Genomic DNA, 21252 nt, shown 5'->3' with positions numbered 1-21252 from the left:
CTCAGCCGGCCTTCTCCGCGATGCAGCGCGCCATCAGCCGTGCGGCCTCGTCCATGCGCGGGCCGGGGCGCACGAGCACGTCCGACTGCGCGGCGTCGAAGCGGCAGATGCGCCCTTCGCGCACCGCGCGGATGCCGCTCCAGCCCGGGCGCTGTTCCATGCCCGCCGCGCTGCGCACGCTGACCATGATGAGATCGGGATTGGCGCGCACCACATATTCGGGGTTGAGCTTGGGAAAAGGCCCGAGCGAAGCCGGCACGATGTTCTTCATGCCCAGCCGCGCAAGCGTCTCGCCGATGAAGGACGATTCGCCGGCCGCATAGGGCGCGCTGTTGACCTCGAAGTAGACGCGCTGGCCCCTCGCACGGGCCGGCAGCGATTGCGCCGCAGCCGACACGCTGGCATCGATCACGCGCCAGATGTTCGGCGCCTCATGGGTGCCCAGCACCTGGTCGAGCTTGTCGAGCACGCGCCGCACGTCGGCATGGCTCTTGGGTTCGAGCACCAGCACCTTGAGGCCCAGCGCCTCGAGCCGCTGCGTCACGCGCGACGACTTGGCGAGCAGCACCGCATCGGGCCGCAGCGCCACGATCGCCTCGACGTTCGGGTCGAGCCCGCCGCCCAGCTGCGGCAAGGCGCGCACCGCGCTCGGCGAGTTGGAGTAATTGTCGACGCCCACCAGCCGGGAACAGGCACCGAGTGCGCAGACCCCTTCGGTCAGCGACGGCAGCAGCGTGACGATGCGCTGCGGCGGCTGCGGCAGGCTCACCGCCACGCCGCGCTCGTCGACCACCTCGATGGCATGCGCGGCCAGCGCGAAGAGGCCAAGCCCAATGGCCGCGGACAAGCATCGAATCCAGCGGGCGGTCATGCAGGTGCCTTCAGGGTCAGCGGCAAGCCGGCCGCCATCAGCGTGACGCGATCGCAGGCGGTCGCCACGTCCTGGTTCATGCGGCCCAGCGCGTCGACGAAAGCGCGGGTTTCGCGGCCGAGCGGAATCACGCCCAGGCCGATCTCGTTGCCCACCAGCACCACCGGTCCGCGCGCCTCGCGTAGCGCCACGAGCAGCATCGCGGCATGCGCCGCCGGCGTGCGCGTGACCGGCTGCGCGGTCTCGCAGCGCAGCGGCATCAGCAGGTTGGTGAGCCAGAGCGTGAGGCAGTCGACCACCACCAGCGTCTCGGGCGAGCTCTGGGTGACGATGGCGCGCGCCAGCTCGACCGGTTCTTCCACGGTCCGCAGGGCGGGCACGCGGCGGGCGCGGTCGGCCTGGTGGCGCACGATGCGCTCCTGCATCTCGTCGTCGTGGGCCTGGGCGGTGGCAATCAGCACGGCGCGCCGCATTCCGGGCGCCTCGGCCAGCCAGTCGGCGGCGCGCTGCTCGGCGCGGCGCGACTTGCCGCTTTTCTGGCCACCGAGGATGAATTCGTGTTCAACGCGCATGCGCATCGGCCTCCGGGGTTTCGCGTTCGAGCTCGATCGGCATCGCGCCGAACAGGCTGGCCGTGGCTTCGGGGCTGGACGCGAACCACGCATGAAAATAGCTCGCCCGCACCGGGCCGTGCACATAGAAGGCCTCTCCGGCGCGGGCGTCCGCGCCCGGCCTGCCGGTGAAGGCCGCCGGCACCAGCGGCGTCTCGCAGCTCGAATAATGAAAGGTGTGGCCGCGCACGGTGTGGTCGCCAAGCCTGAGCTGCTGAGGACCCAGGCCGGCGAGCCGCTTGTGCATCGCCACCCGGCCGGGCAGCAGGCCCCAGAGCGCGTGCGATGCGCCATCGGCCGTCTCCAGTTGCTCGAACAGCGACATCATGCCGCCGCACTCGGCCCAGACCGGCCTGCCCGCGGCAACATGCGCGGCCAGCGCCGCGCGCAGGGAATCGCTGGCGGACAGCGCCTTGGCATGCAGCTCGGGGTAGCCGCCGGGCAGCCAGAGCGCATCGCATGCGGGCAGCGCATCGCCGGCGAGCGGTGAGAAGAACACGACCCGCGCGCCCAGCGCCGCCAGCACGTCGAGGTTGGCCGGATAGATGAAGGCAAAGGCCGCGTCGCGCGCGACCGCGATGGTGCGGCCCTGCAGCAGCGGATCGATGCGCGCCGGCGGCTCGGCCGGGGCAGCCTCGAAGCGTACCAGCGGCCATTCGGCAAGCGGCCGCTTGCCCAGAGGCGTGGCGGCCATCGCGTCGGCCGCCGCATCGAGCCGCGCCATCGCGTCGCCGAGTTCATGCGCGGCGACCAGGCCCAGGTGCCGCTCGGGCAGCTCGAAGCCGGCACCGCGCGGCAGGCTGCCGAGCCACTGCGCCGGTTCGCGCAAGGCCCCCTTCAGCATGCCGGCATGGCGTTCACCGGCCACGCGGTTGGCCAGCACGCCGGCCCAGGGCAGCGCGGGCCGGAAGTTCTGCAGGCCGTAGGCCAGCGCGCCGAAGGTGCCGGCCATGGCCTGTGCATCGATCACGGCCAGCACCGGCAGGCCGAAGCGCTCGGCCAGGTCCGCCGCGCTGGGACTGCCATCGAACAGGCCCATGACGCCTTCGACGATCAGCAGGTCGGCCTCGGCCGCCGCCGCATGCAGCCGCCGGCGGCAGTCGGCCTCGCCGGTCATCCAGAGGTCGAGCGAATGCACCGGCGCGCCGCTGGCAAGCGCCAGCCAGCAGGGGTCGAGAAAGTCGGGCCCGCACTTGAAGACCCGCACGCGCCGGCCCTGGCGCGCATGCAGCCGCGCCAGGGCGGCCGCGACCGTGGTCTTGCCCTGCCCCGAAGCCGGGGCCGCCACCAGCACGGCGGCGCAGGCGTGCGCAGCGACCGGTTCGCTGTTCGCGTCGTACTGGCTTATTGCGGTGTCCACTTCAGGCCGATGTAAGCGTTGCGGCCGCCGGTGGCGTAGCCGCGTGCAAGCGTGTAGTCCTTGTCGCCCACATTGTCGACGCGGGCCACCAGGCCGATGTCGCGCGTGATCTGCGTGCTGGCCACCAGGTTCAGCACGGTATAGCCGCCCAGCGTGCGCGTGTTGGCGGCGTCGTCGAAGCGCTTGCTCGACGATTGCAGCTCGGCGCCCAGCGTCCAGCCGGCAACGCGCCAGTCGGCGCCGAGCGTGCCGTGGCGGCGCGCGCGGCGCGCCAGCAGGTGGTCGGTGTCCAGGTCGCGCGGGTCCTGGAAGTCGAGCGATGCGCGCAATGTCACGTCGCCGATGCGGTGGCCGCCCGACAGCGTCACGCCCTGGTAGCGGGCCCGCGCCGTGCTGGCATAGCAGCCGAAGCCGGAGCGGCAGTTGGTGGCCGAGCCGTCGAACACGATCAGATTCTCGACGCGGTTCTGGTAGACGACGATGCCCGCATGCGTGCCGCCGTCGGTGTACTGCAGGCCCAGCTCCACGTTGCGGCTCGACTCGGGCTTGAGGCTGGCCACGCCGTATTCGCTGAAGCGCTGGTACAGCGTGGGTGCGCGGAACGCCGTGCCGGCCGAGACGGTGGCGCGCAGCCTGGGCGTGATCGCGTAGCCGTAGGCGGCGCTGCCGGTGGCCTTGCCGCCGAACTCGCTGTCGTCATCATGGCGCACATGCAGCTGGAGCGAATGCGCGCCCTGCACGAAGCCGTAGCCGAGCGAGACCGCATCCTGCGAACGCTTGCTCGAGAACAGGCCGCTGCTGGTGGTGGGTGCATTCTCGAGCGCGTCTTCGCGGCGCTCGAGCGTGGCCGTCACCAGGTGCGGGCCGAAGCGGAACTCGTTCTGGAACAGGTAGCCGCGCAGGTTCGTCTCGGTGCGGTAGAACGATGGCTGGGTCTTGTAGACCGACTGCGAATCGGTGACCTGCACGCGCGTGCTGTAGATGTCGTTCCACTTGGCCGACCACGAGAGCCCGGCCGTACGCAGCGTGTTGTTCGAGATGTCGTTCCTGAAGAGGATCGGCGGCTTGGTCCTGAAGCTCACCGGCGGGTCGTAGCCGGCTTCCATGTCGCTGTACAGCAGCGTGGCTTCCAGCCGCTGGTTCGGCGTGAGCTGGTAGCCCAGGCGCAAGTTGCCGGCATTGCTGCGATAGCCATCGCGGTCGGGGCTGGTGAAGCCGTCCTTCGAGGGCGTGCGCTTGTCCATCGGCAGCACGTTGAAGCCCCGGCTTTCCTCGTGGGCCGCGCCCAGCGAGTAGTCGAAGGCACCCGATTTCCCGCTCACGCCCGCCTCCGCCTTGCGCAAGCCATGGCTTCCGAAGCCGATGCCCGCGTAGGGCGCCACGCCCTCTTCGCCGCGCTTCGTGAAGAGCTGGATCACGCCGCCCACGGCATCGGAGCCGTACACCGCGGCGGCCGGACCGCGCAGCACTTCGATGCGGTCGATCTGCGAGAGCGGAATGCTTTCCCAGCCGGCACCGCCGGTCGATTGCGAATCGACGCGCACGCCGTCGATGTAGACGGCCGTGAAGCGCGTCTCGGCGCCGCGGATGAACAGGCTGGTGGTGTTGCCCACGCTGCCGTTGCGCGTGATCTCGATGCCCGGCAGGCGCGCCAGCACGTCGGCCACGCCGACCGCGCCGCTGCGCTCGATGGTCTGGCGGTCGACCACGGACACGTCGCCCACCAGGTCCGACAGCGGCTGCGGCGTGCGGTTGGCTGTGACCACGGTTTCGCCGAGTGCCGGCGCATCCTGCTGGGCATGCGCGACGGCCGGCAGTTGAAGCAGCGCCATGCCGCCGAAGGCGGAGGCCAGCGCGAGCGGCAGGCAGGCAAGGCGGCGGCGCGCAGGCGAACGGCCGAGGGAAAGAAAACCACAGGAAGTCATGAATGGAGCGAACGAACGTCTATGCCCGTCGCCGGCTTCCCCGCCGGCGCTTGGACGCAATGGCTGCCTTGCGCGCCGAACCGACAATCGATCGCGCATGCGGCAGCCGCCTCGTTGGCCGGTATCCGGGCTGGCAGTGCGACCCCACCGCCTTCCCAGGTGCCTGTTTCAGGGCACCCAGTGGCTTGATGGATGAGGTTGACGCTTGCGGCGTCGACTGCTTGACCGTTGCGGGGGCAGCGCAGGCGGCTTCGGCCTTGTTCCGTTTCCGGAGGGCGTTCACTCCTGCTTCCCGTTGAACCGCGGCGCGTGAACCACGCCGCAGGCACCAACGCGCAGGATTCTAGGGCCTGTGCCGGCACAGTAAGCCAAAAGTTGCGCAGCCTGTGCTTCGCCGGGAAACTACAATCGCCAACCATGCCCGCCTCCAGCCCCATCGACCAGATCGCCGAGCGTGTGGACCGCCTGCTCGTGCGTCATGAAGAGGTGCAGCGCACCAATGCGCTGCTGCAGGAGCAGGTCGAAGCGCTCACGCGCGAGCGCGATGCGCTGAAGTCGCGGCTGGCCGCGGCCCGCACGCGCCTCGATGCATTGCTCGAGCGGCTGCCGGCTGAACCCCCTTCCCAAGATTCCCCCGCATGAAGCAGATTGAAGTTCAGATCATGGGCCAGAGCTATCTGCTCGGCTGCCCCGACGGCGGCGAGGCGCAGCTGCGCGAAGCCGTCGAGCGCGTGGACGCGGCCATGTGCAAGATCCGCGATGCCGGCAAGGTGAAGGCGCGCGACCGCATCGCGGTGCTCGCCTCGCTGAACCTGGCTTTCGACCTGGCGGCACAGCAAGCGGCCGCCGCGGCCGCGCCGCTTCCCGTGGCCGCGGCGTCCTCGGCCCCCTCGGCAGATGGCGGGGACGCCGACGCCAAGGCCGCCCAGCTCATTCAGAAACTCGATCAAGCCCTCGCGGGCGATGACCATTTACTCTGAGCGGAAGCACCCGGCCCGTCCGGGGCGTAAAATCCGAACTGTCTGCGGTGCGCGTCGGGCTTAATATTTCCTTGTTCCAATGCTCTCCGGAGCCGGGCTTGGTACATCGCTTGACGGGTGTGATCATCTCGCGTCAGATGAACCCGAAGTCTTGCTGCCCTCGCCCACCTGAACCCTGGTTCAGGATGCGGGTTCGGCGCCCACTTGCAGACACCTTTTTCCGTTCATACGGCCCCTGCATGCGCTGCACGGGGCCGTTGCTTTTTTTCAAGGCTTCGCTGCGTGACTTCCCTGCTCGACCCCCTCCTGATCGCCGAACTGGCCGCACTCGGCCTGGGCACCGGTTTCCTGGCGGGCCTGCTGGGCATCGGCGGCGGGATGCTCATGGTGCCGTTCATCACGATCATCATGGGGCACCGCGGGGTGGCCTCCGATCTCGCGGTGAAGATGGCGATCGCCACCTCGATGGCCACGATCATCTTCACCTCGGTGTCCAGCGTGCGCGCACACCACAAGCGCGGCGCGGTGCGCTGGGACATCGTGCGGCGCCTGGCGCCCGGCATCGTCATCGGCAGCCTGCTGGGCAGCCTGGGCGTGTTCGCGCTGCTCAAGGGCACGGTGCTGGCCATCGTCTTTGCGCTGTTCGTGGGCTTCTCGGCCACGCAGATGTTCCTCGACCGCAAGCCCAAGCCCACGCGCCAGATGCCGGGCACCGCGGGGCAGCTGTCGGCGGGCGGCGCCATCGGCTTCATCTCGGGCCTGGTCGGCGCGGGCGGGGGCTTCGTCAGCGTGCCTTTCATGACCTGGTGCAACATCTCCATCCACAACGCCGTGGCGACCAGCGCCGCGCTCGGCTTTCCGATTGCGGTGGCCAACGTGCTGGGCTACGTGGTGAGCGGACAGTCGGTGCAAGGCCTTCCGGCAGGTTCGTTCGGCTACATCTGGCTGCCCGCGCTCGCGGTCATTGCGGTGTGCAGCGTGCTCACCGCGCCGCTGGGTGCGAAGGCAGCGCACAACCTGCCGGTGAAGAAGCTCAAGCGCGTGTTCGCGAGCATCCTGTACCTGCTGGCGGCCTACATGCTCTGGAAGGGCCTGCAGGGCTGAGTCGCCGCGCGCCTTGAAAGCCCCTCGGCGGCCGGGTGGGATCCGTTGCGAGGCCGCGGCCCCGGCCGTATAACGGGCGCATGAAAATCCTCATTGCTGTCGACGGCAGCGCCTATACGCAGAAGGCGCTCAATTACCTGCTGGCCAACCGCGCGATGTTCGTGGATGGCCATGAGCTGGTCATCGTGCATGTCTGCACCGGTATCTCGGGCCATGTGGCGCGCCACCTCAGCAAGGAGGTGATCGCCGATTACTACGCCGAGGAAAACGCCAAGGTGCTCGACCCCGTGGCGGCCTTGCTTGCGCAGAACAGCGTGAGCAACTACACGATCGACAAGCGCCATGGCCATGCGGCCGAGGAAATCCTCAAGTCGGCGGCGGCTGCGCATGCGCAGCTGATCGTGCTCGGTACCCATGGCCACGGCATCATCGGCCGCGCGCTGATGGGCTCGGTGGCCACCAAGGTGATCTCCGAGACCGACACCTCGGTGCTGCTGGTGCAGTAGCCGGGCTTTTCTCTTCTTTCCCCTCTTATTGCACGCGCTGCTGCCGCCATTCGCGCGGCGCGAGGTGGTTCCCGTGCTGCACGGTGCTGAAGGCCGACGACCAGAGCGACGAATACATCAACTGCCATGCGGGCAGCGGGCTCATGAACGGGCCGGGCGCAGCGTAGCGGGCCCCTCGCTCCGGGGATGCCGTAGGATGCGCGGCCCTACACAAAGGCAAGGACCCGACCATGTGGAGCGATCTCGACAGCCTCGTCGAAGCCTCGATGCAGGAATGGAAAGTACCGGGACTCGCGCTGGCCGTCATCCAGGACGGCGACATCGCCGTGCTCAAGGGCTACGGCGTGCGCGACACCGACACGGGCCTGCCCGTGACCATCGACACGCAATTCCTGCTGTGCTCGATCACCAAGTCGTTCACCGCGGCCGGGCTCGGCCTGCTGGTGGACGAACGCAAGCTCGACTGGGATCGGCCGGTGCGCGAGGTGATTCCCGAATTCCGCCTGCACGATCCGGTGGCGACCGAGCGGCTGACCGTGCGCGATCTGCTGTGCCATCACAGCGGGCTGCCGCGGCATGACTGGATCCACATGCCCGGCGACCTGGGCAATGCGCAGATGCTGGCCGCGCTCAGGCACCTTGCACCCAGCAAGGACCTGCGCGACACCTTCCAGTACTCGAACCTCGGCTACCTGGTCGCCGGCATGGTCACCGAGCGGATCAGCGGCCAGAGCTACCAGGACTTCACCACCGAGCGCCTGATGAAGCCGCTGGGCTTCAGCCGCTTCGGCTTCTCCATCGAGGCCCTCGCGGCCGCCGAAGACGCCGCCCGTCCCCATGCGATGGACGGCGATGAGCGCTACCGCACGCCGCTGTCGCCGATCCGCGCGACGCCGGCCGGCGGCATCAACGCCTCGGTGGCCGATCTTGCGAAATGGGCACGCTTTCTCCTCGACGGCAAGGCGCATGGACGGCAACTGCTTTCGCCTCAGGCGCTGCGCGAAATGACGACCCCGCGCGTGCACATGGGGCGCTCCCCTTACGCCGAGATCGGCGACTCGCACTACGGCCTCGGGCTCTTCTGCGAGCAGTACCGCGGCGAGCGCACCGTCGCGCACTCGGGCTCGTGGACCGGCTGGAGCACGCTCATGACGATGCAGCCCGAGCGTCGCGCAGGCATCGTGGTGCTGACGAACCGCACACCGGGGAGCGTCCAGGCAATCCTCACCTACGCCGTGCTCGACCGCATCTGCGGCCGCGAGCCGGTCGACTGGTTCGAGCGCCTGGCCCCCAAGCGCAGGCAGGCCATCGAACAGCAGGCGCTCGACCGGAAGGCGGGCGCGGAAGTCCGCAGGAGCGGAACCCACCCGAGCCATCCGCTCGATGACTATGCCGGCGACTACGAGCACCCGGCCTACGGGCGCCTGCGCATCAACAGGGAGGCGGACGGGCTCGCATGGCGCTGGCGCGGCATCGAGGAAAAGCTCGAGCACCGCCACTACGACGTGTTCATCACCCCCGACCGTCCGACGGTGCTGCACCCCAGCAACCGGACGCTCACCTTCCGCTACGACCGGCAAGGCCGCATCGATCGCATCGAGATTCCATTCGAGGAGATGGTGGACGACATCGTGTTCCTTCGCGCTCCGGCCGGCGACGTGCTGGACCCGGCGTTCCGGCAACTGTGCGCCGGCGACTACCTGCACAGCGGCCGTGTGATCGAGATCAGGCTCGACGCGCGCGGCGAGCTTGCCATGACGATTCCGGGTCAGCCGACCTATCGCCTGCTGCCGGCCGATGGACGCAGCTTCCGCGTCGACACGCTCGAGGGCTTCGGCGTGGAATTCCGCCGGCCTTCGCCCGACGCGGTGGACGCGCTCATCTTCCACGAACCCCGCGTCACCGCGCTCGCACCGAGGGTGGCAGGGCCCTAGGCGAACAGCCCCTTGTGCTGCTCCCGCAGCAACGCCTTCTGCACCTTGCCCATGGTGTTGCGCGGCAGCTCGGGCACGACGAAGCAGCGCTTGGGAATCTTGAAGTTCGCGAGCTTCGACTTGAGTTCCGCCACGATGGCATCGGGCTCGAGCACCCCGCCCGCCTTGGCGATCACGATGGCCACGCCCACCTCGCCGAAGTCAGGGTGCGGCACGCCGACCACCGCGCTTTCGGCCACGCCGGGCAGCTCGTTGATGTAGCCCTCGATCTCGGCGGGATAGACGTTGTAGCCGCCGCTGATGATCAGGTCCTTGCTGCGTCCGACGATGGTGACGTAGCCTCGGCCGTCGATCTTGCCGACGTCGCCGGTCTTGAAGAAGCCATCGGCGGTGAACTCTTCCTTCGTTTTCCCCGGCATGCGCCAGTAGCCCGCGAACACGTTGGGGCCGCTGACCTCGATGTTGCCGATCTCGTCGGTGGTGCAGTCGCGGCCGGCGTCGTCGCGCACGCGCAGCCGCACGCCCGGCAGCGGAAAGCCGACCGTGCCGCCGCGACGCTCGCCCTGGGCGGGGCTGTAGGGGTTGGAGGTGAGCATGATGGTCTCGCTCATGCCGTAGCGCTCCAGGATGGTGTGGCCGGTGCGTTCGCGCCATTCATCGAAGGTCTCGATGAGCAGCGGCGCGGAACCGGCGATGAAGAGCCGCATGCTGCGAACCGCCTCGCGCGTGAGGCCGGGCTCGGCCAGCAAGCGCACGTAGAGCGTGGGCACGCCCATGAACACGGTGGCCTCGGGCAGCTTCTCGACCACGCGCTTCGGGTCGAACCTGGAAAACCAGATCATCTTGCTGCCGTTGAGCAGCGCACCATGGAGCGCAACGAAGAGGCCGTGCACGTGGAAGATCGGCAGCGCATGGATCAGTACGTCGCCCTCCGTCCAGCCCCAGTAGTCCTTGAGCACCCCGGCGTTCGACAGCAGGTTGCCATGCGTGAGCATCGCGCCCTTGCTGCGGCCGGTGGTGCCGCTGGTGTAGAGGATGGCGGCCAGGTCGTTTGCGTTCTTGCGCGCCATCTCATGCCGATCGCTGCATTGCGCGGCAAGCTCCAGCAGCGTGCCGGTGCGGTCGTCGTCCAGCGTGAACACGTGCCGGGTGCCCGCCGCACTCGCGATGGGTCCGACCCACGCGGCATTGCGGCTGGTGCACACCACCACGGCCGGCTCCGCGTTGCCGATGAAGTATTCGATCTCGGCGCTCTGGTAGGCGGTGTTGAGCGGCAAGAAGACGTAACCGGCGCGCAGCGTGGCGAGGTAGAGGATCATTGCCTCGACCGATTTCTCGACCTGCACCGCGATGCGGGCGCCCTCCTCCAGTCCCAGCGCGCCGAACAGGTTGGCCATCATTGCGCTGGCGCGGTCGAGGTCTTGCCACGAATAGAACAGGCCGTTGTCGGTTTCCACGGCCGTGCGGCCGAGGTCGGCGGGAAAGGCCGCGCGCAGGGCGGCAAACAGGTTGGAATTGGCTTTCGTCTTCATCTGGCAGGTACTTCGGAAATTCGGTGTGCGCTGGGCGTGCAAGCTTGCGGCGGCGCGTTACTCCAGCTTGGCGCCCGAGGCCTTCACCACCGCGGCCCAGCGCTTGATCTCGGAATTCACGAAGCCGCCGTACGGGGCCATGGTGAGGTTCGGGATCTCGGAGCCATTCTGGGTCCAGATGGCCTTGAGCTCATCGCTCGCCAGGGCCTTCTTCATGCTGTCGACGATGCGTGCCTGCAGGTCGGCCGGCGTGCCCTTGGGCGCCCACAGGCCGTACCAGGTGGTGACGGTGTAGTCGGGCAGGCCGACCTCTGCCGCGCAGGGCACGTCGGGGAACGCGGGGTTGCGCTTGCTGCCGGCAACCATCAGCGCCTTGATGCGCCCGCCCTTGATGTGCTGGGCCGAAGAGCCGAGGCCGTCGAACATCAGGTCGACGTTGCCGGCGATCAGGTCGGACAGCGCCGGTCCCGCGCCGCGGTAGGGAATGTGCGTGATGAAGGTGCCGGTCTGCAGCTTGAACAGCTCGCCCGCCAGGTGGTGCGAGGTGCCCGCGCCGGCCGAGCCGTAGTTGAGCTTGCCGGGGCTGCGCTTGGCGGCGGCAACCAGTTCCTGCAGCGTATTGGCCGTGACGCGGCGCGGATTGACCACCACCACCTGCGGCACGTTGGCCAGCAGCATCAGCGGCACGAAGTCTTTCTCGAGGTCGTAGTCGAGCTTGGGGTAGATCGACGGCGCGATCGCGTGGTGCACGGCGCCCATGAAGAGCGTGTAGCCATCGGGCTGGGCCTTGGCGGCGATGCTGGCCCCCACGGTGCCGCCCGCGCCGCCGCGGTTGTCGATGACCAGCGTCTGGCCCGTGACCTTGGCGAACTGGGCCGACAGCGGGCGCGCAAAGGCGTCGGTGCCGCCGCCGGCCGGGAACGGCACGACCATGTTGACCGGCCGCGTCGGCCAATTACCTCCCTGCGCCCCTGCCCCGCCGCACAGAACGGCTGCACCGGCTGCTGCCAGGCGCAGCACCTCGCGTCGCTGAAAACTCTGAGTCATCTGTCATCTCCTGTCGTTGTAGATTGCCGCACCATGCGGGCCGGCGCATCAGGCGCCGGACTTCTTTGCAGAACTCAGCCTTTTTTGAAGAACAGGCTTTCCACATCCCCCGAAACCGCCACCTTGCCCTCGGAGATCCATGCGCGATGCTTGTCGAGGCGCTTGAGATCGTAGAGGTAGTTGACCATCAGGCCGTAGGACTGCTTCAGGCCCTTGGGCGACGGGTCGCCGGCCCAGTTGAGGCGCTCCACGCGCGCCCCGTTGCCCAGGTGAAAGCGCGCCACGGGATCGGCCGGCGTGCCGTCGATCAGCGTGCGGCCCAGGTATTCGGCCGCGGCCTGCAGGAGCCACTGGCGCAAAGGCGACCTGGCATCGAGCGTGGCCGGCGCCTCCACCGCGGCAAGCAGCCGCTCGGCGGTCGGCGGCAGCGAGCCGACGAGGCGGCCGAGCTCGGCCTCGCGCTTTTCGTCCAGCCGCGGCAGCAGCTCGGCGGCATTCCTGGCAAGCCAGGCGCGAAACCCCGGGATCGGCGACAGCGTGGCAAAGGTCTTCAGGCGCGGCAGCTCTTCCTGCAGCGTCTCGACCACGCGCTTGATGAGCGAATCGCCAAAGCTCACGCCGCGCAGCCCGTTCTGGGTGTTGCTGATCGAATAGAAGATGGCCGTGGTGGCCTTGGCCGGCTGGATCGGCACGGCGGCTTCATCGAGCAGCGGCGTGATGCCGTCGCTGATGCGGTCGACCAGCGCCACCTCGACGAAGATCAGCGGCTCGTTGGGCAGGCGCGGATGGAAGAAGCCGTAGCAGCGCCGGTCGCTGTCGTCGAGCCGGTTCTTCACGTCGGTCCAGCTCTTGATGTCGTGCACGGCCTCGTAGCGGATCAGCTTCTCGATCAGCGAGGCCGGCGAATGCCAGTCGATGCGGCGCAGTTCGAGGAACGCGACGTCGAACCAGGTGGAGAACAGATGCTCCAGCTCGGCGTCGAGCGCGATCAGCCGCTTGTCCGACTTGAGGAAAGGCAGCAGTTCGGCGCGCAGATCGACGAGGAAGCGCATCCCCTCGGGCTCCACCGCAAAGCGCTGCAGCAGGCGCATGCGCGGCGACACCAGCGCGCGCCGCAGCCGCAGCTCGGCCTGGCCTTCGTCGGGTGTTCCGACGGCGGCCTGGTGCTGGTCGCGCGCGGACTTGAGCTTGTGCGGGTCGGCAGCGAAATGCTCGCTCATGAGCGCCCAGTAGTCGCGCCGCTCCTCGGGCGTGGCGGCGGCATATTCGCGTGCAATGGCATGGGCCCGGCGTCCGCCCTCGACCTCGCTCACGCGCGGATCGATCACGGCCTGCAGGGCCGTGAGCACGCGGCGCAGCGCGCGCGGCGACAAGGCTTCGTCGGCCTTGCGCAGCGTGGCCTGCAGCCGCTCGGCGGTCGAGCGCATGCTGGGTTTTGCGGCCGTCCTGGGTGCGCCGCGGGCCGCGCCATCGGATGCCACGGGCACCTTGGCGGCGGCCTTTTCGCCGGACTTCTCGCCAGAGCGCAATCGCGCCTGGAACCACTCGGTCGCACTCATCGACAAACTCCAATGCTGTGTGCTGCGGGGATGCCTTCTTCTTTCAGGCCGTTCACGACATCACCCTGGATTTCTGTTGCCGCGCCACCGCGCGCAGCGCCTCGCGCTGCCGTGTCAGGTGCGTGCGCATGGCCGCGTCCGCGCCCTCGCTGTCGCGCGCCTTGAGCGCCGCGAACACCGCCAGGTGCTCCGACAGGCTCTGCTCGAGCCGGCCCGGCGCATGCAGTTGCTGAAGCCGCGCCAGCTTGAGAATTTTGCGCAGATCGCCAATCACCTGTGCCAGCCACTTGTTATCGGCCAGCTGGATGATGGCCTCGTGGATCAGGTGGTTGGTGGCGTAGTAGTCGTTGATGCGCTTGGCCTTGGCGTGGCGCACCAGCCGTTCGTGCAGCACGTCGAGTTCGCTCAGCTCCGCATCGCTGGCGTTGCGGGCCGCCTCGTAGGCGCAGCGGCCTTCCAGCAGCGCGATGACCGGGAATATCTCGTCCAGATCGCGCTCCGTCACCTCGCGCACGAAGCAGCCGCGCCGCGGCTCGTGGCGCAGCAGGCCTTCGGCCGTGAGCACCTTGAGCGCCTCGCGCAAGGGTGTGCGCGAAATCGACAGCCGCTCGCACAGCGCGGCCTCGTCCAGGAAACTGCCCGGCACCAGCGCGCCCGCGAAGATCTGCTCGCGCAGCGTGGCAGCGACTTCGTCGTGCAGGGAGTTGGGGACCAGGCGCATGGCGGCTGAAGGAAAAATCGGCTGGCGTAATTTTCTGTAATTACGCGTAATTGTGAGGCGCCCTTACGGGAGCCGCAAGGGTCGCGCACCCCATGCGCGGCCCGTGCTTACCCTGAGGGCCCGATGCTCAGGCGCTCGCCGGCTGGCGGCGCTGCGCGGCCCAGATCCACAGGCCGATGCCGAAGACCACCATCGGCACGCTGAGCCACTGCCCCTGGCTCAGGTTCAGCGCGCGCAGGCCCAGGAAATCGTCGGGCTCGCGGAAGTACTCGGCAACGAAGCGCAGCACGCCGTAGCCGATCAGGAACACCGCGGCCACCTGCCCCTGCCTGCGTTCCTTGCGGGCGTAGAGCCACATGATGACGAACAGCAGAAGCCCCTCGAGCAGGAACTGGTACACCTGCGAAGGATGGCGCGGCAGCATCGAGCCGCTCTGCGGAAACACCATGCCCCAGGGCAGGTCGGGGCTGCTGAAGCGCCCCCAGAGCTCGCCGTTGATGAAGTTGCCGACACGGCCCGCCGCCAGGCCCGTGGGCACGCAGGGCGCCACGAAGTCCATCACCTGCCAGAACGGCCGCGCGCGCGAATGCGCGAACCAGACCATCGCGCCGATCACGCCGAGGAGGCCGCCATGGAAGCTCATGCCGCCCTGCCATACATAGAGGATCTCGAGCGGATGCGAGAGGTAGAACTCGGGCTTGTAGAAAAGGCAATAGCCGAGCCGCCCGCCCACGATGACGCCCATCACGCCCAGAAAGAGAATGTCCTCGATGTCCTTGCGCTGCCAGGCGCCCTGGCCGACCAGCGAGCGGTACGGTTCGTGGTGCAGCCGGCGCGTGCCGAGAAAATAGAACAGCGCGAACGCGGCCAGATAGGTCAGGCCGTACCAGTGGATGGCCACGGGCCCGAGCTGCAGGGCGACGGGATTGATCTGCGGATACATGAGCATGGCGCAGATTGTGCCCGGCCCAAATGTCGCGGCCGGCGCGGGGTTTCGCGAGGCGACGCGAAAGTGCGCGAAGCTTGGGGCAGATCCACGTCACCGCGTGGTGTAGCCACCGTTGGCAAAGATCGTCTGGCCGGTGATCCACCAGCCTTCGGTGACCAGGAAGCGCACGATGGGTGCGATGTCCTCGATGTCGGTCAGGCCCTTCCTGGAGAACTTGCTGAGCGCCGCCGCGCTGCTGTGGTACTCGACGGCCTCTTTGCTTTCCTGGCCGTAGAAGAACGGCGTGTCCATCGGTCCGGGGCCGATGGCATTGACCGAGATGCCGCGCTCGCCGAACTCCTTGGAAGCTGCGCGCGTGTAGTGCTCCACCGCCGCCTTCGAGGCCGGATAGATCGCGTAGAACGGCGTGTAGGCCGCGAGCAGCGAGCTCACCAGCGACACGATGCTGCCGCCGTCGGCCAGCGTGCGGCCGGCCTGCTGGATGAAGAAGAACGCGGCCTTGGCGTTGGCGTCGAAGCTGCGGTCGTAGTCGGCTTCGGTGACATCGAGGATCGGCTTCTTGATCACCACGCCCGCGGTGTTGATGGCGATGTCGACCTGCCCGAAGTGCTGCACGGCCTGGTCGAACAGCCTCGCGTTGTTCTCCACCACGGCAAGGTCGCCCTGCACCAGCAGCGTGCCGGCGCCCTTGGCCTCGAGTTCGGCGGCGGTCTTCTCGGCCTCCTTGCGCGAGGCGTCGCTGTTGTAGTGGATCGCGATGCCGCGGGCACCGCCGTCGACCAGTTGATGGCCGATGAGCGCGCCGAGGTTCTTGCCACCGCCGGCGACGACGGCGACCTTGTTCTTGAGAGTGCGTGCGGACATGGAATGACCTCCTGCTGAAGAGCGTTGATGTGAATCGGGAAGCTTCAGTCTATTGATGGCAAGTTCCTGAATAAATCAACAATCCGTCGCTAGACTGTTCTGATAATCACAAACAATACAGACAGCACGCATGGACCGCATCGACCTTCTCAAGGTGTTCCTGCGCGTGGCCGAAACCGGCAGCTTCACGCGTGCGGCCGATCGGCTCGCACTGCCGCGCGCCACCATCTCCACGGCGGTGCAGCAGCTCGAGGCGAAGCTGGGCTCGCGCCTCCTGCACCGGACCACGCGGCGCGTCGGCCTCACACCCGACGGCGAAGTGCTGCTGGAACGGGCCCGCACGCTGGTGGCCGACATGGAAGACATCGAGCAGCAGTTCCTGCCGTCGCGCAGCCAGGTGAGCGGACGGCTTAAGGTCGACGTGCCGAGCCGCATCGCGCGGCGGCTCATTGCGCCGGCGCTGCCGGATTTCTTCGAGCGCTACCCGGCGATCGAACTCGAACTCGGCTCCAGCGACCGTGCCGTGGACCTGGTGCTCGAAGGTGTCGACTGCGCGCTGCGCGTGGGCCCGTTGGCGAGCAGCAGCCTGGTGGCACGGCCGCTGGGGCATTTCACGCTGATCAATTGCGCGAGCCCGGCCTACCTTGCGCGCCATGGCACGCCGCGCACGCCGGCGGACCTGCCGGAGCACACCGCGGTCAACTACGCCTCGCCGACCAGCGGCCGCGCGGCGCCGTGGGAGTGGCAGCGCGACGGCGAGACCGCGGCGCTGCGCATGCGCAGCCAGGTGAGCGCAAACAACGCCGAGACCTACATCGCCTGCGCGCTGGCGGGGCTGGGGCTGATCCAGATCCCGGCCTACGACGTGCGCGAACACCTCGCGGCCGGCGAGCTGGCCGAGGTACTGCCCGAGGCGCGCGCCCAGCCGCTGCCGGTGCACCTGGTCTATCCGCACCGGCGCAACCTCTCGCGCCGCATGCAGGCCTTCGCGGGCTGGCTCGAGACGCTGCTCGCCGCGTCGCTCGATGCGCCCGAAGCACCGCGGCCGGCCGGCGCACGAACGCCGCGCAGGTAAGCCGGGCCGGCCCTACGCCGCCCGCGCCCGCCCCGTGCGCTCGCGCACGAATTCCACGAAGCGCGCCAGCGCCGGATGCGCGGCCTGCGCAGGCCACACGAGGCTGGTTTCGCAGGCCGGCAGCGCCACGCGGCGCCGGCCCGCGCCCTTGAACTCGCCGGCCTCCCGATAGACCACCCCGGCGCGCCGGAACTGCATCACGCTGTGCGGCACCCAGGCCACGCCGATGCCGCCCGACACCAGGTTGACGATGGTCTGCATCTGGATCGCCTCCTGCGCCACCTGCGGCGTGCGCCCCGCCGCGTGATAGAGGTCGAAGACCGCATCGTGCAGCGACGGCACGATGCGGCGCGGAAAGATCACGAGCGGTTCGTCCAGCACCTCGGCCAGCGGCACGGGCCGCGCACGCGCGAGCCGGTGCTGCGACGGCAGCGCCAGCACCAGCGCCTCCTCCTCCACCGGCAGGCGCGCCAGACCGGGCGGCGCGGCGCCCGGCGAATGCAGCATCAGGCCGGCGTCGATCTCCCCGCGCGCAAGGGCCTCGAGCTGCACGTCGCCCGTGGCTTCGACCAGTTCGAGCGCCACTTCCGGGCAGCGCACGCGGAATTCGCGCACCCAGGCCGGCAGCTGCTCGAAACCGACGGTCGAGACGAAGGCGATGCGCACGCGCCCCACCTGCCCCGCTGCCGCCGCGCGGGCCCGCGCCGGCAGCGCCTGGGCGCGCGCCAGCAGCTCGCGCACGTCGGGCAGCAGCGCCTCCGCGGCCGGCGTGAGCGCGACGCGCCGGCGCGTGCGGTCGAACAGCACGACGCCCAGCGTTTTCTCGAGCTGGGCGATGGCCTGCGTCACCGGCGGCTGGGTCATGTGCAGCCGCAGCGCGGCGCGGCCGAAGTGCAGCTCCTCGGCCACGGCCACGAACTGGCGCCATGCGCGCAGGTCGATCAAGGCATCTTTCATATGCCAAGCATATCAATCGGCGCGAAAAAATGGATTGGAATGAATCAATGAGAAGTCCGATACTTGGAATTCCCCTCGATCTCCCCCACGACACAAGAGACACCATGGACACCAAACCCATCCAGATCAACCGCCGCAGCGCCAACATCGTCGAAGGCAAGAGCCGCGCGCCCAACCGTTCGATGTTCTACGCCATGGGTTACGAAGAGGCCGACTTCAAGAAGCCGATGGTCGGCGTCGCCAATGGTCACAGCACCATCACGCCCTGCAACTCGGGCCTGCAGAAGCTGGCCGACGCGGCCATCGCGGGCATCGAGGAAGCCGGCGGCAACGCGCAGGTGTTCGGCACCCCCACCATCTCCGACGGCATGGCCATGGGCACCGAAGGCATGAAGTACTCGCTGGTGAGCCGCGAGGTCATCTCCGACTGCATCGAGACCTGCGTGGGCGGCCAGTGGATGGACGGCGTGCTGGTGGTCGGCGGCTGCGACAAGAACATGCCGGGCGGCCTCATGGGCATGCTGCGCGCCAACGTGCCGGCCATCTACGTCTACGGCGGCACCATCCTGCCGGGCCGCTACAAGGGACAGGACCTCAACATCGTGAGCGTGTTCGAGGCCGTGGGCCAGAATGCCGCCGGCAACATGAGCGACGAAGACCTGCACGAGATCGAGAAGCGCGCGATTCCCGGCACCGGCTCCTGCGGCGGCATGTACACGGCCAACACCATGTCCAGCGCCTTCGAGGCGCTCGGCATCTCGCTGCCCTACTCGTCGACCATGGCGAACCCGCACGACGAGAAGGCCAACTCGGCCAAGGAATCGGCCAAGGTGCTGATCGAGGCCATCAAGAAAGACATCAAGCCGCGCGACATCGTGACCAGGAAGGCCATCGAGAACGCGGTGGCCGTGATCATGGCCACGGGCGGCTCCACCAACGCGGTGCTGCACTTCCTGGCCATTGCGCACGCGGCCGGGGTCGAGTGGTCCATCGACGATTTCGAGCGCATGCGCAAGAAGGTGCCGGTGATCTGCGACCTGAAGCCCTCGGGCAAGTACCTCGCGGTCGACCTGCACCAGGCCGGCGGCATCCCGCAGGTCATGAAGGTGCTGCTGAACGCGGGCCTGCTGCACGGCGACTGCATCACCATCACCGGCCAGACGATCGCCGAAGTGCTGAAGGACGTGCCCGACGTGCCGCGTGCCGACCAGGACGTGATCCGCCCGATCGACAAGCCGATGTACGAAGAAGGCCACCTGGCCATCCTCAAGGGCAACCTGTCGCCCGAAGGCGCGGTCGCCAAGATCACCGGCCTCAAGAACCCGGTCATCACCGGACCGGCGCGCGTGTTCGACGACGAGCAGTCGGCGCTCAAGGCCATCCTCGACGGCAAGATCAAGGCCGGCGACGTGATGGTGCTGCGCTACCTCGGCCCCAAGGGCGGCCCGGGCATGCCCGAGATGCTGGCGCCCACGGGCGCGCTGATCGGTGCGGGCCTCGGCGAAAGCGTGGGCCTGATCACCGACGGCCGCTTCTCGGGCGGCACCTGGGGCATGGTGGTGGGCCACGTCGCGCCCGAAGCGGCGGCGGGCGGCACCATCGCCTTCGTGAACGAGGGCGACTCGATCACCATCGACGCGCACAAGCTGGTGCTCGAGCTCAACGTGCCCGAAGCCGAGCTGGCCAAGCGCCGCGAAGGCTGGATGCCGCCGGCGCCGCGCTACACGCGCGGCGTGCAGGCCAAGTTCGCGTTCAATGCCTCGAGCGCCAGCTCGGGCGCGGTGCTCGACAAGTTCTGAGGCCGACGGGCGATCAGGGCCTGCCGGTCAGCGCTTGGGGCGTTGGCCCTTGCTGCCGGGCAGGCCCATGTTGCTGCGCTGGCGGTCGATGCGCGCCTGCTTGCGCGCTTCCTCGCGCTCGATGACCTTGCGCTTGGTGTAGCCCGACGAATCGGCCCAGGCCCACCACGCCACGGCCATGGCAAAAGGCGACAGCACGATCCACCAGCTCCAGCCGGCCACCATGCCCACCTCGAAGTACTTGAGGCCCACGCCGAGCAGGCCCAACAGCAGAAAAAGCATCGCGAATCCTTCCGGGTTTTTGTTGGCAACGCTTCCGGACGCCGGTCCACGGCGCTACCTACAATCGCGTTGCATCGAATGTAACCCAGCCATTACGAACAAAGCCCCATGAAAAGACTCCTGTCATTCGCGGTTCTCGGCCTCGGCCTGGCGGCGCCCGCCCTTGCCGACCTGGCGCTGGCGACGTCGAAGAACTGCATGAGCTGCCATGCGGTGGACCGCAAGGTGCTCGGCCCCGCCTTCAAGGACGTGGCCGCCAAGTACAAGGGCAACGCCGGTGCCGTCGACATGCTGGCGGCAAAGATCATCAAGGGCGGCTCGGGCGTGTGGGGGCCGTTGGCGATGCCGGCCAACACCCAGGTCAGCGAAGCCGACGCCAAGAAGCTGGCGGCCTGGGTGCTGCTGGCGCGCTGACGCGGCTCTTCAGATCCGCGGATCGATGTCCGTGGGCAGCGGCTTGCGCTCGATGCGATCTTCGAGCTGGCCGATGTGCGCGGCCACGGTGTTGTCGGACTGCTCCGAGCGCTGACGGATCACGCTCTCGACCTGCCCCAGCCGCGTCAGCAGTGCGGCATGCCGGTCGGCGTTCTGCGCCATGTGCTTGGTTTCCTGCGCCTCGAGGAAATTGCGCAGTTCGGTGAAGCGCGAAGCCTCGGCCTTGTCGGCCAGGTCGCGCTGCACCTGCATTTCCCTGTTGTGGCGCTTGGCGTCGAGCAGCACAGAGCTGTGCAGGTACAGAACATAGACCAGGAAGAACACGCCGAGGGCCACCGTCAGCCCCAGCATCATGAGGCCCAGCGGCGCGGACACGGTCATGAAGCCCAGCGACACCGGCACCGGTGACGAGAGCGTGCCCCAGTTGAGCGCGGCGAGCGCCGCGATCAGCAGCAGGATGACGAACAGGAAAGCAGATCTCACGCCCATGGGGGCCTCCTTCGTAAAGATCGAACACAGTGAACTCGCCATGCACGTCGAGGTGCATGGCAACTGCGCCGGTTTTACCTCAGGCCGCGGGCCGCAAAAGCCCCTGCTTCCCACTAACGGCCATGTCCTACAGATCGAATCAGTTGGTCTGTGACAACTGTTCCAGAATCGCCGGATTTTCCAGCGTCGAGATGTCCTGCGTGATGGCCTCGCCCTTGGCGATGCTGCGCAGCAGGCGCCGCATGATCTTGC

General features: G+C 68.2%; 21 protein-coding genes and 1 riboswitch. Of the genes, 8 read left to right on the top strand and 13 right to left on the bottom strand.

Annotation, left to right across the window (positions count from 1 at the left end; genetic code table 11):
- Window position 1: 1 nt before the first annotated feature.
- Genes FB547_RS25965 through FB547_RS25950 form a run of 4 tightly spaced genes read right to left on the bottom strand, consistent with a single transcriptional unit; the run spans window position 2 to window position 4767 of the window.
- A complete protein-coding gene (locus FB547_RS25965) occupies window positions 2-871 on the bottom strand; it encodes an ABC transporter substrate-binding protein (RefSeq protein ID WP_145746540.1) in 870 nt (289 codons plus the stop codon).
- On the bottom strand, window positions 868-1443 hold the full coding sequence (locus FB547_RS25960; protein ID WP_186454253.1) for a bifunctional adenosylcobinamide kinase/adenosylcobinamide-phosphate guanylyltransferase: 576 nt from the start codon (window positions 1441-1443) through the stop codon (window positions 868-870). The genes FB547_RS25965 and FB547_RS25960 overlap by 4 nt, the downstream gene beginning before the upstream one ends.
- Window positions 1433-2842, bottom strand: a complete 1410-nt coding sequence (locus tag FB547_RS25955) for a cobyrinate a,c-diamide synthase (RefSeq protein WP_145746538.1) — start codon at window positions 2840-2842, stop codon at window positions 1433-1435. The genes FB547_RS25960 and FB547_RS25955 overlap by 11 nt, the downstream gene beginning before the upstream one ends.
- Complete coding sequence (locus tag FB547_RS25950) at window positions 2827-4767, bottom strand: TonB-dependent receptor domain-containing protein (RefSeq protein WP_145746537.1); 1941 nt, start codon at window positions 4765-4767, stop codon at window positions 2827-2829. The genes FB547_RS25955 and FB547_RS25950 overlap by 16 nt, the downstream gene beginning before the upstream one ends.
- Window positions 4768-4865: 98 nt before the next feature.
- Window positions 4866-5115: riboswitch (cobalamin riboswitch) on the bottom strand.
- Window positions 5116-5184: 69 nt separating this feature from the next.
- On the opposite strand from FB547_RS25950, the gene FB547_RS25945 reads away from it, so the two are divergent.
- From FB547_RS25945 to FB547_RS25920, 5 genes are all read left to right on the top strand, one after another.
- Window positions 5185-5409: a DUF904 domain-containing protein gene (locus tag FB547_RS25945; protein ID WP_145746536.1), complete on the top strand. Its 225-nt coding sequence runs from the start codon at window positions 5185-5187 to the stop codon at window positions 5407-5409.
- Window positions 5406-5747 carry a cell division protein ZapA gene (locus tag FB547_RS25940; RefSeq protein ID WP_145746535.1) on the top strand — a complete coding sequence of 114 codons (342 nt, stop codon included), beginning with the start codon at window positions 5406-5408 and terminating at the stop codon, window positions 5745-5747. The genes FB547_RS25945 and FB547_RS25940 overlap by 4 nt, the downstream gene beginning before the upstream one ends.
- A 282-nt stretch (window positions 5748-6029) precedes the next feature.
- Complete coding sequence (locus FB547_RS25935) at window positions 6030-6851, top strand: sulfite exporter TauE/SafE family protein (RefSeq protein ID WP_145746534.1); 822 nt, start codon at window positions 6030-6032, stop codon at window positions 6849-6851.
- An 80-nt stretch (window positions 6852-6931) separates the two neighbouring features.
- Complete coding sequence (locus FB547_RS25930) at window positions 6932-7357, top strand: universal stress protein (protein ID WP_145746533.1); 426 nt, start codon at window positions 6932-6934, stop codon at window positions 7355-7357.
- A gap of 230 nt (window positions 7358-7587) precedes the next feature.
- On the top strand, window positions 7588-9291 hold the full coding sequence (locus FB547_RS25920) for a serine hydrolase (RefSeq protein WP_145746532.1): 1704 nt from the start codon (window positions 7588-7590) through the stop codon (window positions 9289-9291).
- Here the strand turns inward: FB547_RS25920 and FB547_RS25915 are convergent.
- The 6 genes from FB547_RS25915 to FB547_RS25890 form a co-directional block, all read right to left on the bottom strand.
- On the bottom strand, window positions 9288-10823 hold the full coding sequence (locus FB547_RS25915; protein ID WP_145746531.1) for a malonate--CoA ligase: 1536 nt from the start codon (window positions 10821-10823) through the stop codon (window positions 9288-9290). The two genes, FB547_RS25920 and FB547_RS25915, sit on opposite strands and share 4 nt — an antisense overlap.
- A gap of 57 nt (window positions 10824-10880) precedes the next feature.
- Window positions 10881-11870 (bottom strand): Bug family tripartite tricarboxylate transporter substrate binding protein, encoded by a 990-nt coding sequence (locus FB547_RS25910; protein ID WP_145746530.1) that lies wholly within the window; start codon window positions 11868-11870, stop codon window positions 10881-10883.
- A gap of 74 nt (window positions 11871-11944) precedes the next feature.
- Window positions 11945-13429: a malonyl-CoA decarboxylase gene (locus FB547_RS25905; protein ID WP_145746529.1), complete on the bottom strand. Its 1485-nt coding sequence runs from the start codon at window positions 13427-13429 to the stop codon at window positions 11945-11947.
- Between the two features lie 52 nt (window positions 13430-13481).
- The gene (locus tag FB547_RS25900) at window positions 13482-14150 is read right to left on the bottom strand and encodes a GntR family transcriptional regulator (protein ID WP_145746528.1); all 669 of its coding nucleotides are present in this window, start codon (window positions 14148-14150) and stop codon (window positions 13482-13484) included.
- Between the two features lie 127 nt (window positions 14151-14277).
- Window positions 14278-15099, bottom strand: coding sequence for a prolipoprotein diacylglyceryl transferase (gene lgt / locus FB547_RS25895; protein WP_145746527.1), 822 nt, complete (start codon window positions 15097-15099; stop codon window positions 14278-14280).
- Between the two features lie 90 nt (window positions 15100-15189).
- Window positions 15190-15963 (bottom strand): SDR family oxidoreductase, encoded by a 774-nt coding sequence (locus FB547_RS25890; protein WP_145746526.1) that lies wholly within the window; start codon window positions 15961-15963, stop codon window positions 15190-15192.
- A 130-nt stretch (window positions 15964-16093) separates the two neighbouring features.
- Between FB547_RS25890 and FB547_RS25885 the strand changes: the two genes are divergently transcribed.
- Window positions 16094-17038 (top strand): LysR family transcriptional regulator, encoded by a 945-nt coding sequence (locus tag FB547_RS25885; RefSeq protein WP_145746525.1) that lies wholly within the window; start codon window positions 16094-16096, stop codon window positions 17036-17038.
- A gap of 12 nt (window positions 17039-17050) precedes the next feature.
- Here FB547_RS25885 and FB547_RS25880 read toward each other — a convergent pair whose 3' ends face one another.
- Window positions 17051-17995: a LysR family transcriptional regulator gene (locus FB547_RS25880; RefSeq protein ID WP_145746524.1), complete on the bottom strand. Its 945-nt coding sequence runs from the start codon at window positions 17993-17995 to the stop codon at window positions 17051-17053.
- 104 nt (window positions 17996-18099) lie between these two features.
- Between FB547_RS25880 and ilvD the strand changes: the two genes are divergently transcribed.
- Entirely contained in the window at window positions 18100-19794 is a 1695-nt protein-coding gene (gene ilvD / locus FB547_RS25875) for a dihydroxy-acid dehydratase (protein WP_145746523.1), read from the top strand.
- 27 nt (window positions 19795-19821) lie between these two features.
- On the opposite strand, the gene FB547_RS25870 is transcribed toward ilvD, so the two are convergent.
- Window positions 19822-20076, bottom strand: a complete 255-nt coding sequence (locus FB547_RS25870; RefSeq protein WP_145746522.1) for a TIGR04438 family Trp-rich protein — start codon at window positions 20074-20076, stop codon at window positions 19822-19824.
- A 108-nt stretch (window positions 20077-20184) separates the two neighbouring features.
- On the opposite strand from FB547_RS25870, the gene FB547_RS25865 reads away from it, so the two are divergent.
- Window positions 20185-20490: a c-type cytochrome gene (locus FB547_RS25865; RefSeq protein WP_145746521.1), complete on the top strand. Its 306-nt coding sequence runs from the start codon at window positions 20185-20187 to the stop codon at window positions 20488-20490.
- A 9-nt stretch (window positions 20491-20499) separates the two neighbouring features.
- Here the strand turns inward: FB547_RS25865 and FB547_RS25860 are convergent, their stop codons facing one another.
- A complete protein-coding gene (locus tag FB547_RS25860; protein WP_145746520.1) occupies window positions 20500-21000 on the bottom strand; it encodes a LapA family protein in 501 nt (166 codons plus the stop codon).
- Window positions 21001-21252: the final 252 nt, after the last annotated feature.

Origin of the sequence: Variovorax beijingensis, assembly GCF_007828835.1 — a bacterium.
GTDB lineage: Bacteria > Pseudomonadota > Gammaproteobacteria > Burkholderiales > Burkholderiaceae_C > Variovorax > Variovorax beijingensis_A.
Note: the sequence above shows the minus strand (reverse complement) of the source record. Positions and strands in the feature narration are given on the sequence as shown.

Coding starts and splice junctions, on each gene's coding strand:
- FB547_RS25865 (WP_145746521.1), top strand. CDS start 20,185: ATGAAAAGACTCCTGTCATTCGCGGTTCTCGGCCTCGGCCTGGCGGCG.
- FB547_RS25880 (WP_145746524.1), bottom strand. CDS start 17,995: ATGAAAGATGCCTTGATCGACCTGCGCGCATGGCGCCAGTTCGTGGCC.
- FB547_RS25910 (WP_145746530.1), bottom strand. CDS start 11,870: ATGACTCAGAGTTTTCAGCGACGCGAGGTGCTGCGCCTGGCAGCAGCC.
- ilvD (WP_145746523.1), top strand. CDS start 18,100: ATGGACACCAAACCCATCCAGATCAACCGCCGCAGCGCCAACATCGTC.
- FB547_RS25930 (WP_145746533.1), top strand. CDS start 6,932: ATGAAAATCCTCATTGCTGTCGACGGCAGCGCCTATACGCAGAAGGCG.
- lgt (WP_145746527.1), bottom strand. CDS start 15,099: ATGCTCATGTATCCGCAGATCAATCCCGTCGCCCTGCAGCTCGGGCCC.
- FB547_RS25945 (WP_145746536.1), top strand. CDS start 5,185: ATGCCCGCCTCCAGCCCCATCGACCAGATCGCCGAGCGTGTGGACCGC.
- FB547_RS25860 (WP_145746520.1), bottom strand. CDS start 21,000: ATGGGCGTGAGATCTGCTTTCCTGTTCGTCATCCTGCTGCTGATCGCG.
- FB547_RS25870 (WP_145746522.1), bottom strand. CDS start 20,076: ATGCTTTTTCTGCTGTTGGGCCTGCTCGGCGTGGGCCTCAAGTACTTC.
- FB547_RS25885 (WP_145746525.1), top strand. CDS start 16,094: ATGGACCGCATCGACCTTCTCAAGGTGTTCCTGCGCGTGGCCGAAACC.
- FB547_RS25940 (WP_145746535.1), top strand. CDS start 5,406: ATGAAGCAGATTGAAGTTCAGATCATGGGCCAGAGCTATCTGCTCGGC.
- FB547_RS25900 (WP_145746528.1), bottom strand. CDS start 14,150: ATGCGCCTGGTCCCCAACTCCCTGCACGACGAAGTCGCTGCCACGCTG.
- FB547_RS25920 (WP_145746532.1), top strand. CDS start 7,588: ATGTGGAGCGATCTCGACAGCCTCGTCGAAGCCTCGATGCAGGAATGG.
- FB547_RS25890 (WP_145746526.1), bottom strand. CDS start 15,963: ATGTCCGCACGCACTCTCAAGAACAAGGTCGCCGTCGTCGCCGGCGGT.
- FB547_RS25950 (WP_145746537.1), bottom strand. CDS start 4,767: ATGACTTCCTGTGGTTTTCTTTCCCTCGGCCGTTCGCCTGCGCGCCGC.
- FB547_RS25960 (WP_186454253.1), bottom strand. CDS start 1,443: ATGCGCGTTGAACACGAATTCATCCTCGGTGGCCAGAAAAGCGGCAAG.
- FB547_RS25965 (WP_145746540.1), bottom strand. CDS start 871: ATGACCGCCCGCTGGATTCGATGCTTGTCCGCGGCCATTGGGCTTGGC.
- FB547_RS25915 (WP_145746531.1), bottom strand. CDS start 10,823: ATGAAGACGAAAGCCAATTCCAACCTGTTTGCCGCCCTGCGCGCGGCC.
- FB547_RS25905 (WP_145746529.1), bottom strand. CDS start 13,429: ATGAGTGCGACCGAGTGGTTCCAGGCGCGATTGCGCTCTGGCGAGAAG.